The sequence below is a fragment of the Salmonella sp. 32031103-2018-00083-FB-01-SM-01 genome (genome assembly GCF_017571995.1).
GTDB lineage: Bacteria > Pseudomonadota > Gammaproteobacteria > Enterobacterales > Enterobacteriaceae > Salmonella > Salmonella enterica.
In genome coordinates this window covers 1,269,796-1,280,506 of the sequence record NZ_JAGEQL010000001.1, presented here as the reverse complement: position 1 = coordinate 1,280,506, position 10,711 = coordinate 1,269,796, and the positions used below count along the sequence as shown (strand labels likewise).

10 protein-coding genes, 1 tRNA gene and 2 pseudogenes are annotated in these 10,711 nt (G+C 50.9%); 5 read left to right on the top strand and 8 right to left on the bottom strand.

The features are described from left to right. Positions 1-140, top strand: a pseudogene (locus tag J4614_RS06390) (cytochrome C biogenesis protein); the annotation flags it as partial. Positions 141-183: 43 nt separating this feature from the next. Here J4614_RS06390 and narP read toward each other — a convergent pair. Beyond that, positions 184-831, bottom strand: a complete 648-nt coding sequence (narP, locus tag J4614_RS06385; protein WP_001115498.1) for a nitrate/nitrite response regulator protein NarP — start codon at positions 829-831, stop codon at positions 184-186. Positions 832-1,649: 818 nt separating this feature from the next. Between narP and pagL the strand changes: the two genes are divergently transcribed. Continuing rightward, a complete protein-coding gene (gene pagL, locus J4614_RS06380) occupies positions 1,650-2,213 on the top strand; it encodes a lipid A 3-O-deacylase PagL (RefSeq protein WP_000281871.1) in 564 nt (187 codons plus the stop codon). Positions 2,214-2,405: 192 nt separating this feature from the next. On the opposite strand, the gene J4614_RS06375 is transcribed toward pagL, so the two are convergent. The 5 genes and pseudogenes from J4614_RS06375 to J4614_RS06360 form a co-directional block, all read right to left on the bottom strand. Then, positions 2,406-2,609 (bottom strand): MsgA-like virulence protein, encoded by a 204-nt coding sequence (locus J4614_RS06375; protein WP_023213884.1) that lies wholly within the window; start codon positions 2,607-2,609, stop codon positions 2,406-2,408. Next, positions 2,603-2,695, bottom strand: a pseudogene (locus J4614_RS22020) (hypothetical protein); the annotation flags it as partial. The pseudogene J4614_RS22020 and the gene J4614_RS06375, both read right to left, overlap by 7 nt. Further along, positions 2,651-2,727: transfer RNA gene (locus J4614_RS06370), tRNA-Pro, on the bottom strand. The pseudogene J4614_RS22020 and the gene J4614_RS06370, both read right to left, overlap by 45 nt. A gap of 73 nt (positions 2,728-2,800) precedes the next feature. After that, positions 2,801-4,561 (bottom strand): LPS biosynthesis-modulating metalloenzyme YejM, encoded by a 1,761-nt coding sequence (gene yejM / locus J4614_RS06365; RefSeq protein WP_001629999.1) that lies wholly within the window; start codon positions 4,559-4,561, stop codon positions 2,801-2,803. Between the two features lie 31 nt (positions 4,562-4,592). Next, positions 4,593-4,820: a YejL family protein gene (locus J4614_RS06360; RefSeq protein ID WP_001135904.1), complete on the bottom strand. Its 228-nt coding sequence runs from the start codon at positions 4,818-4,820 to the stop codon at positions 4,593-4,595. A gap of 179 nt (positions 4,821-4,999) precedes the next feature. Between J4614_RS06360 and yejK the strand changes: the two genes are divergently transcribed. After that, positions 5,000-6,007, top strand: coding sequence for a nucleoid-associated protein YejK (gene yejK, locus J4614_RS06355; RefSeq protein WP_000050813.1), 1,008 nt, complete (start codon positions 5,000-5,002; stop codon positions 6,005-6,007). Between the two features lie 120 nt (positions 6,008-6,127). On the opposite strand, the gene rplY is transcribed toward yejK, so the two are convergent. Together rplY and J4614_RS06345 are read right to left on the bottom strand one after the other, a co-directional pair. Further along, a complete protein-coding gene (gene rplY / locus J4614_RS06350; RefSeq protein WP_000494192.1) occupies positions 6,128-6,412 on the bottom strand; it encodes a 50S ribosomal protein L25 in 285 nt (94 codons plus the stop codon). A 124-nt stretch (positions 6,413-6,536) separates the two neighbouring features. Next, positions 6,537-8,297 (bottom strand): DEAD/DEAH box helicase, encoded by a 1,761-nt coding sequence (locus tag J4614_RS06345; protein ID WP_000578117.1) that lies wholly within the window; start codon positions 8,295-8,297, stop codon positions 6,537-6,539. A gap of 151 nt (positions 8,298-8,448) precedes the next feature. Here J4614_RS06345 and rsuA point away from each other — a divergent pair, with 151 nt between their 5' ends. Together rsuA and J4614_RS06335 are read left to right on the top strand one after the other, a co-directional pair. Beyond that, complete coding sequence (rsuA, locus tag J4614_RS06340) at positions 8,449-9,144, top strand: 16S rRNA pseudouridine(516) synthase RsuA (RefSeq protein WP_001234836.1); 696 nt, start codon at positions 8,449-8,451, stop codon at positions 9,142-9,144. A 27-nt stretch (positions 9,145-9,171) separates the two neighbouring features. Then, positions 9,172-10,362, top strand: coding sequence for a Bcr/CflA family multidrug efflux MFS transporter (locus tag J4614_RS06335; protein WP_000213344.1), 1,191 nt, complete (start codon positions 9,172-9,174; stop codon positions 10,360-10,362). Positions 10,363-10,711 lie beyond the last annotated feature (349 nt).

Genomic DNA, 10,711 nt, shown 5'->3' with positions numbered 1-10,711 from the left:
TGTATGCGTTCAGCGCCTTTGAGCAGCAGCGCTTTGATGAGGCGGTGGCGGCCTGGGAGATGATGCTGAAGCTGCTGCCGGCGGGTGACGCCCGGCGGGCGGTGATAGAGCGCAGTATCCGGCTGGCCCAGGAGAAATAAGACCCTGACGGCCCGGTGGCGTGGCGCCACCGGGCCTGGCTTGTTACTGCATTCCGCGTGTTTGTAAAAATAGAATGGTCGCCGCGACGCGCGAGCGCACGTTTAGTTTGCGAAGTAGATTACGAATGTGCACCTTAACCGTCTGCTCAGAAATATTCAGTACTGACGCAATCTGTTTGTTAGAAAGCCCCTGCGCCAGCTCATGCAAGACATCTAACTCTCGTTCGGTCAGGATACTAAAGGGATCTTCCTGCGCGCCAAACCGTTCGCGCTCACGCAGATATTCATTGACCCGATCGCTAAAGACTTTACCGCCGTTAGCGCCTTTGCGAATGGCCTCCAGCAGCACTTCCGGATCACTATCTTTGAGCAGATAACCGTCGGCGCCGGCGTCGATCAGCGCGTAGATGTCGCTGGCGGAATCCGAGACGGTAAGAATAATAATTTGCGCCGTCACACCATCCCGGCGTAGCGCGTTCAGGGTATCTAACCCGCTCAGACCTTTCATATTCAGATCCAGCAGGATCAGATCGGGCTCAATGCGATTCGCCAGATCGATCGCACTCGCCCCGTCACCCGCTTCGGCAACGACATGAAAAGCCGGGTCCAGTTCCAGTAATTGACGAATACCTCGCCGCATAAGTGGATGGTCGTCCACAATAAGCACCTGAAAAGGTGTTACTTCAGGCATGCTATATCTCCTGAGTTTTATTAGAATGATTATTGTTTTCAGCGCGGAAATCGTCCAGATTTGCCACATTGTCAAGCGCGTAAATTTTACCCTAATTAGTGCATGGGTAAGTAGTAAAACCTGTGACAGGCTAGTAATTAGCTGAACGATAGAAAGGATAAAACAACCCGTTGTGAGAGAAAACAGAATACTCCCTGAGGTTGAATACTGGTCTGGATGCTTTTTTCGGACAATGTGACATAACAGAAATGTGGCATATGTTGCTGCGCCCTTGCACCCGTAAGTCCAGACTATCTTTACTGACAGGAAATTCCTTATTAAAAGTCATGGCGTCTAAAGCTTGTCATTATTAACAAATTATTTTAATTGAATTTATTTATTGTTTTATTAATGTCAATGAAATACATCTGAGCAGAACGAATAAACCGCGACATCTGTTAAATTAAATATCAAGTCAATAGTAGAGATATTTTTATGCGATAAAGAGATTCTGACGATATTCTTATCATAAATGAAAATGTGGTCAGGAATGAGAGTCGTTCACTTATAACTTATCCTGGATGTGCCTGAACAACACTCGCGGCGTTTTGAGCACCCATTGGGGCGACTCAAGGGGAAAGCGTAGTGAGTATGTTTCGATGTCTGCACACAGTCCATGTCCAGCCTGTTTGCATCAATAATGCTGGTTGGAGTAATTATGAAAATAATATTAATACTGGATGCTATATCAGCCGTTTCTGTGAGCGTAAGCGTGGCGTAGAAAATTTTAAATATATTAGTCGGTTAAAAATAGCTATTGACATTGAAATGGTGATGGAGTGTATATGAAGAGAATATTTATATATCTATTATTACTTTGTGCATTCGCATGTTCTGCTAATGATAATGTTTTTTTTGGTAAGGGAAACAAACATCAGATCTCTTTTGCTGGGGGAGAAAGTATAAGGAGAGGAGGGGTTGAGCACTTATATACGGCTTTTCTGACATACAGTGAACCCAGCGATTTTTTCTTTTTACAGGCAAGAAATAATCTGGAGTTAGGAGGATTTAAGGCTAAGGGGAACGATGATTGCAGTAAACATTCTGGCAGCGTTCCCTGCAATAAATATAACCAGGGCGTATTGGGTATCTCGAAGGATGTGGCGCTGGTTCATTTCGCTGGTATCTATACCGGTATTGGTCTGGGGGCTTATATAAAATCTAAGTCGCGAGATGATATGCGTGTCAATTCTGCATTTACCTTTGGGGAAAAAGCGTTTCTTGGTTGGAACTTTGGGGCTTTTTCTACAGAAGCTTATATTCGGCATTTCTCGAATGGATCACTCACGGATAAAAATTCAGGGCATAATTTTGTAGGTGCTTCAATTAGTTATAATTTCTGAAGTTGAATAACAATTAGCGAGTTGCTGGCTGAAGGAGTAATTAATCACAGTACGTTGTCTACAAAAACGTGTTGTGACTAGCCGATCGTTATCGGCCCTATGGCGACAGGGAGGCTAATTGTTAGTGACAAAGAAGTGGTAAGCCATTTACCTTACCAGAACGTTTTATTATTGCTGCGACAGATTGCTTACTCATTTACCTGCCACTGCGAACATTTCTTCCAGCATAGGGTGTAGATGCGCTTTTTCTGTTTTAGTACAAACATGGTTTACGTTATTTGCCTGCACTGACTTTACTGTGACCACTGCACAGGAAAGATGTCCGATCAGTTCATGCAAAATCAGTTCATGCAAAATAACGTCTCTGGCATCAGCTAACTTTTTAATTGCAGGCATAAAAAAACCAGCCCTGAGAGGCTGGTTTTTAAGGGGAATTTTGGTCGGCACGAGAGGATTTGAACCTCCGACCCCCGACACCCCATGACGGTGCGCTACCAGGCTGCGCTACGTGCCGACTTGTGGGTGCTAATACTACCTCTTTCCAACGCGAATGCAAGGGGAAACGGTGCTAACTGATTTATAATTAATCAGTTAGCGATAAAACGTTTCTCTTCTGTTAGCACTTGCAGCAGCAGACTGAGCTGCGGCTTCTGATCTTTGATCTTCTCGCCGTGTAAATTATAGGTCTGATAATGACCGTTATTATTGAGCACCAGGATCATTTGCGGCGTCGTGATTGCCAACGTACTGCCGTCTGCCGCCGTTACCCAGTTATGGCGACGTGGAACGGTAAAGATGTCCTGGCCCTGTGAATATTCGTTCGCTGGCGTGCTGACATGTAACAGGCGTTGCATCAACGTGGTCATTACATCGGTATGATCGGTAAGCGCATTAATACGCTGCGCAGGCGTCCCCGGCCAGTGGATCACCAGCGGTACTTGCAGATGACCTTGCGACCAGTCGAAGCGATTTTCTTCCGGCGTCAACGGTATGCCGCGTCCTGCGGTAATGATCACGACGGTATTGTCGAATTTACCGGCCTCTCGCAGCGCGTTCAGAACCCGATTGATTTGCGCATCCACGTCGCTGGCGGCGCTGGCGTAACGCTTAACAAAATTCTTCTGATTACTGTCATCAATGTTAGTACCGTTAAACGATACCCATGAGAACCAGCGGTTATCTTCCTGTGCGTAGCGCCCAAGCCAGTCTATCCACTGGCTGGCCGTTTGCGCATCAGACTGCGTCTGCGCTGCCGGCATCGAGAAATCGGACAGTAATGCCTGACGGTAAAGCGGGCTGGCGAAACCATCCGAAGAAAACAGTCCCAGTTGGTAGCCTTGCTGATTCAACGCGGTAATGAGCGCCGCAGGGGTTCTGGTGGATAACACGCCATCCATATAGCCTGGCGATATGCCATAGAACAGGCCGAAAATACCGTTATCAGTGGTATTCCCTGAACTCATATGACGGGTGAAGTCGATATTTTGTTCGGCAAATGTAGCCAGCTCCGGCATCTGCTTCTCAAAGCGAGAATAGTTCAGGCCGTCTACGGTAATGAGCAGCACATTCTGACCGGTGCCCATATCGCGATAGTGCAAATTGCTGAGCGGGTACTGTACGGAGACCGCTTCCGGATTGCCTTGCTCTACCAGACGGCGCTGATATTCCTGCGCATCCAGCAGACCGTGTTTTTCAAGAAAACGTCGCGCCGTCATCGGATAAGAGAGCGGCAGGTTTGCCCGCTGCATGGTAATCGGCCGGTAAAAATTAGCGTCTGCCCAGATGTAGATAAGATGCGATGCAATAAAGGAGACGAAAAAGAATGCCGCAAGCGGCCTTGCGAAATGGCGGCGGCGCGTGAGACTGCGCAGCTTTTGCCAACTCCATGTCGCAAATAGCATCTCAATCAATAAGATAACCGGCACGCTAATAAACATAAGCTGCCAGTCGCGCGCCGTTTCGTTCTGGTCAGGGTTGATGACCAGCTCCCAGACAATGGGGTTAAGATGCAGGTGAAAACGGGTAAAGACTTCGCTGTCGATAAGCAACAACGTCATACCCGCGGTCGCCAGAATGGCTGATAAAAACCGCATCAGCCGCTGGGACATCACGATAAACGTGAGCGGAAAAAGAATAAGCAAATAGGTGGCGAACACCAGAAAGCTAAAGTGCCCGACAATGCTCAGGTAGGAGTATATGCGACCCGCAAGCGTTGTCGGCCAGTCGGCGACAAACAGGTAACGGCTGCCGAGCAACGTAGCCAACAGTATATTGAACAGAGCGAACCAGTGCCCCCAGCTAACCATCTGGGAGACTTTTTCACGGTAGCGCTGACGATGAGTTACCATACCTGTCGCTTGTTTCTCCGGAGTCGGCTTTTTAGTGCGCGTTGTCTTCGCTAATCGAAGACTGCAAGGCGCGGGCAAAAGAGTTCGCAATCGCCTGGCGTTGAGCCGGCGCAACGCTGGTGTTGATAAGGTTGGTGACCATATTTCCCAGCACCATCAGGGAAAGATCGGTCGGCGCCTTATGTTTTTCCAGTACACTGAGCAGTTCGCTCAGCAGTTGTTCAACATGTTCATCACTATAGCGGGAGAGTTGTGGCATAAATCAAAATCTGTTTGTTCATGAAAGGGCAACATATTACCGTAGCAACAGTTTTTTTTCTGCATTTTTATCCCCTAAATCATTCGCGTTACGGATAACGCCTGAAATGGCAGGGCGATTGCTTGCGTCTTCCGGCAGGCGGTGGTTGAATACCGCCCGGTCTTAAAGGAGAGTTTATCATGAGTCTGGATATCAACCAGATTGCCCTGCACCAGCTTATCAAGCGCGAAGAGCAAAATCTTGAGCTGGTCTTGCGCGATTCATTGCTGGAGCCGACAACCACCGTTGTCGAGATGGTGGCTGAACTGCATCGGGTCTATAGCGCCAAGAATAAGGCGTATGGCCTGTTTAATGAAGAGAGTGAACTGGCGCAAGCGCTGCGGTTGCAACGTCAGGGGGAAGAAGATTTTCTTGCCTTTAGCCGGGCGGCGACCGGACGCCTGCGTGACGAACTGGCGAAATATCCCTTTGCGGACGGCGGCATTGTATTGTTCTGCCATTATCGTTACCTGGCGGTGGAGTATCTGCTGGTTACGGTACTGAACAACCTGAGCAGTATGCGGGTCAATGAAAATCTGGACATTAACCCGACGCATTATCTTGATATTAACCATGCGGATATCGTGGCGCGTATCGATCTTACCGAGTGGGAAACTAATCCGCAATCGACCCGCTATCTGACGTTTCTCAAAGGTCGGGTAGGGCGCAAGGTCGCTGACTTCTTTATGGATTTCCTCGGCGCCAGCGAAGGGTTGAACGCCAAAGCGCAGAATCGCGGCCTGTTGCAGGCAGTGGATGATTTCACCGCAGAAGCGCAGTTGGATAAAGCAGAACGTCAGAACGTGCGCCAGCAGGTGTACAGCTACTGCAACGAGCAGTTACAAGCCGGGGAAGAGATTGAGCTGGAATCGCTGTCTAAAGAGCTTTCCGGCGTCAGTGAAGTCAGCTTCAGCGAATTTACCGCCGAAAAAGGCTATGAGCTGGAAGAGAGCTTCCCGGCAGATCGCAGTACGCTACGCCAGTTAACCAAATATGCCGGCAGCGGCGGCGGGTTAACGATTAACTTTGATGCGATGCTGCTGGGCGAGCGGATTTTCTGGGACCCGGCGACCGATACCCTGACTATCAAAGGGACGCCGCCGAATTTGCGCGATCAGTTGCAGCGACGCACGTCGGGCGGGAAATAAAGTCGCTTGCCGGATGGGGGAGGAAACGCCTTATCCGGCAAGTGTGATTCATCTTTACCGCGAACTAAATTCCATAAAAAAACCCCGCCGGGGCGGGGTTTTTCTTCAACTTCCAGGCGATTACGCGCGAACGAAGTCGATGTGAGTCAGCTTCGGTTTGTAAGCGTGACGCTGTACAGCCTGAGCTTTAACTTTTACTTCTTTACCGTCAACAACGAGGGTCAGAACTTCGCTGTAGAATTCAGCTTTAGCTTGCATGTTCATCACCTGGTCGTGGTCCAGTTCGATAGCAATCGGGGCTTCAGAACCGCCGTAGATGATTGCCGGGAACTTGTTAGCGGCGCGCAGGCGGCGGCTCGCACCCTTACCCTGCTCTTTACGTACTTCTGCGTTGATAGTAAACATTTAAATCTCTCTTTAATAATTCCTGCTACAGGCGACCCAGCAACAGGTAAGTGATCTGCTTTGCGTATGCAAAGGCGGGCGGGATTCTATACTCAAATCGCCGTTACATCAATGAAAAGTACAATTAACCACGTAATTCGTGCGCCCGGCGGAAGCGGCCTTCATAGTCGAACACTTTTTCACGCACCTGCCAGTACTGGCCTTTCATCCGCGCGACCACAAAATCGGGATGCCGCAACAGCGCCTGCTGCGCGACAATATCCGCCGCCGTGATCCAGCGTAAAGGAACGCCGGGCGTGCGCGTATGCGGGCGAATAAATAGCTGTTCGAAAGCGGTACGCTGGGCGGGCGTGTGCAAGCGGAAGCGCTCACTGACATCCGCGCCGTCCTCGTCATAGTAAGTGATTTTCAGCCATTCACCTTTCTCATCCTGCCCATGCTGCATCGTCATTCCGCTACAGCGCAGGACTAACGCATCCTTGAGCCTGAGCGCCGCTTTTAACATATCGTCCGGGTCGACCAGAATGGCGCCACATTCCCGGCAGCGTCGGGCGGCAATATCGTTTTCGGCATTACACTGCGGGCAGTTTTTGAAGCGAAAGCGAAAATCGCATTGCTCGCGATGGCCGTCGTCATCGTCAAACCAGCCCTGGCAGCGACGGCCAAAGTGTTCAATCAGCGTGCCGTCGGCAGTGGTTTTCCCCCAGAAGGTGTTGGCAAAGCCGCAGGCCGGGCAAAATACCTGGACAGGGACGTTATCGCTTTTTCCCTTCGGGCTACCGACCTCCGGGGCATACAGGTCGTGCGGGTTGCCTGCGTAATCAAGAATCAGGCAATCGGTCTTTCCCGGCGCAAGGCGCAGACCACGCCCGACAATTTGTTGGTAAAGACTAACTGACTCGGTGGGACGTAGAATCGCGATGAGATCAACGTGTGGGGCGTCAAAGCCGGTGGTCAGCACCGAGACGTTAACCAGATAGCGAAAACGCTGCGCCTTGAAATTATCAATCAGCGCGTCGCGCTCGGGCCCTGGCGTATCGCCGGTAATCAGCGCCGCGTCGTCCGCCGGAAGCAGACCGACAATCTCTTTCGCATGTTCGACCGTGGCGGCGAAAATCATCACGCCTTTGCGCGTTTGCGCAAATTCCATAATCTGGCTGATGATGTGCGGCGTAATCCGCTGCTGCTTTTTCAGCTCGCGGTTCAGGTCGGCTTCGCTGAACAGCCCATTGCTTTGGGCCTGCAGGCGGCTGAAATCGTATTGGACCACTGGCATATCAAGCCGCTCAGGCGGCGTCAGATAGCCGTGTTTAATCATATAGCGCAGCGGCAGTTCATAAATACAGTCGCGAAACAGAGCGTTGTCGTTGCCGCGCACCATACCGTGATAATGAAATTGATAAATCCAGCCTTTTCCGAGGCGGAAGGGCGTGGCGGTGAGCCCAAGCAGACGTAAGTGAGGATTAACTTTACTCAGGTGAGTGAGGATTTGCTGATACTGACTGTCTTCATCGTCACCGATGCGGTGGCATTCATCGACAATCAACAGCGAAAACTCCTCCTGGAAGGCGTCAAGATTACGCGCCACCGACTGTACGCTGCCGAACACGACTTTGCCCTGACTCTCTTTACGTTTGAGTCCGGCGGCGAAAATATCCGCTTCCAGCCCCAGCGCGCAATATTTGGCGTGGTTCTGCGCGACCAACTCTTTCACATGCGCCAGCACCAGTACCCGTCCGCGGGCGACGCGCGCCAGTTCGGCGATCACCAGGCTTTTACCTGCGCCGGTCGGCAGAACAATCACGGCGGGCGTACGGTGGCGGCGAAAGTGGCTGAGCGTGGCGTCTACGGCTTCTTGCTGGTAGGGGCGGAGTGTAAAAATCATGGTCTCACTACGTTAAACGGTTCCGGGAATAGTATGCCATGAATCATTTCCCTTGAGGGATATAGTTAGCCCGCTATACTGAGCGGATAGCAATTCCCTTTTTTCGGGTAGAATGCCCGATTTCCGTATTATTACAGGCTAAATCACACACATGCGACTTGATAAATTTATCGCTCAGCAGCTTGGCGTCAGCCGCGCTATTGCCGGGCGTGAAATTCGTGGTAACCGCGTTACCGTCGATGGCGACATCATTAAAAATGCGGCCTTCAAACTGCTCCCGGAACATGCGGTTGCGTATGACGGCAATCCCTTAGCGCAGCAACACGGGCCACGCTATTTTATGCTTAACAAGCCGCAGGGATACGTTTGTTCAACCGATGATCCCGATCATCCAACGGTGCTGTATTTCCTGGATGAGCCGGTGGCGTATAAGCTGCATGCCGCAGGACGTCTGGATATCGATACTACCGGTCTGGTGTTAATGACAGATGACGGTCAGTGGTCGCACCGTATTACGTCGCCGCGCCATCACTGTGAAAAAACCTATCTGGTGACCCTGGAGTCGCCGGTGGCCGACGATACGGCAGCGCAATTTGCGAAAGGCGTGCAGTTGCATAATGAAAAAGATCTCACTAAACCCGCTACGCTGGAGGTGATAACGCCTGTGCAGGTCCGTCTGACCATCAGCGAAGGCCGTTATCATCAGGTGAAGCGGATGTTTGCCGCAGTAGGCAATCGCGTTGTGGAACTGCACCGCGAACGGATTGGCGCCATTACGCTGGATGAGAATCTGGCTCCCGGCGAGTACCGCCCGTTGACTGAAGAAGAAATCGCCAGCGTCGGCTAACTATCTCGTTAAATTCAGGAGTTCGATGTGACCACCCGGCAGCACTCTTCCTTTGCCATTGTCTTTATTCTTGGCCTGTTGGCCATGTTAATGCCGCTGTCGATTGATATGTATCTTCCAGCGCTGCCGGTGATTTCTGCGCAATTCGGCGTGCCTGCCGGTAGCGCGCAGATGACGCTCAGTACCTATATTCTGGGGTTTGCGCTGGGTCAGCTTATCTATGGACCGATGGCAGATAGCCTCGGGCGTAAGCCGGTCATCCTGGGCGGGACGCTGGTATTTGCCGCTGCGGCGGTCGCCTGTGCGTTGGCGCAGACTATCGATCAACTGATCGTGATGCGTTTCTTTCACGGTTTGGCGGCCGCAGCGGCAAGCGTCGTCATCAATGCGCTGATGCGGGATATTTATCCAAAGGAAGAGTTTTCGCGCATGATGTCATTTGTCATGCTGGTCACTACGATAGCGCCGTTAATGGCGCCCATTGTCGGCGGCTGGGTGTTGGTATGGTTAAGCTGGCACTATATCTTCTGGATACTGGCCATTGCGGCGATTCTGGCGTCAGTCATGATCTTTGCTTTGATTAAAGAGACGCTGCCCATTGAGCGGCGTCAGCCTTTTCATATTCGTACCACAATAGGTAACTTTGCCGCGTTGTTTCGCCACAAACGCGTACTGAGCTATATGCTGGCGAGCGGGTTTAGTTTTGCCGGTATGTTCTCTTTTTTGAGCGCGGGGCCGTTTGTTTATATCGAAATTAATCATGTTCCGCCGCAGGATTTCGGCTACTACTTCGCGTTGAACATCGTATTTCTGTTTGTGATGACGATTATCAACAGCCGTTTTGTCAGACGGGTAGGGGCGCTAAACATGTTTCGGGCCGGGTTATGGATTCAGTTTGCGATGGCGGTGTGGATGGTTTTCAGCGCGCTGATGGGCATTGGATTCTGGGCGCTGGTGGTCGGCGTTGCGGCGTTTGTCGGCTGTGTGTCGATGGTTTCGTCCAATGCGATGGCGGTCATTTTGGATGAGTTTCCGCATATGGCCGGAACGGCGTCTTCGTTGGCGGGCACTTTCCGCTTTGGTATTGGCGCTATCGTCGGCGCGTTGCTGTCGCTGGCTACCTTTACCAGTGCGTGGCCGATGATCTGGTCGATTGCGCTTTGCGCCGCCTGTTCCATTCTGTTTTATCTCTACGCCAGCCGTCCCAAAAAACGGTGACGGGCGCGCTGTCCCTCAATGGCGACTGAGAATGCGCAGGCGGCGTTGGGGGACGCTATCCGCTACACGATGGCAAAGCCAAACGGCTTTCATAGTTGATGCATATCAATTACCAATTCATCATTTTCCTCATTTATGTTTATTTTATGTAAAATCCATTTATGTAAAAAGTCACATCATTGTAGTTAAAAAGGTTGAGTTAGATCGCAGAAACGGGTACATATAGCCCGCCGCTATCTCCGCGTCGGTAAAACTATTTTAACTCCCGCTTGCTGTAGAGCCACTGACGGAGAGAAGGGCGTTAGCAATCTGTTTAAGGACGGGTTGTCAATGATGTGTTAATATAAAT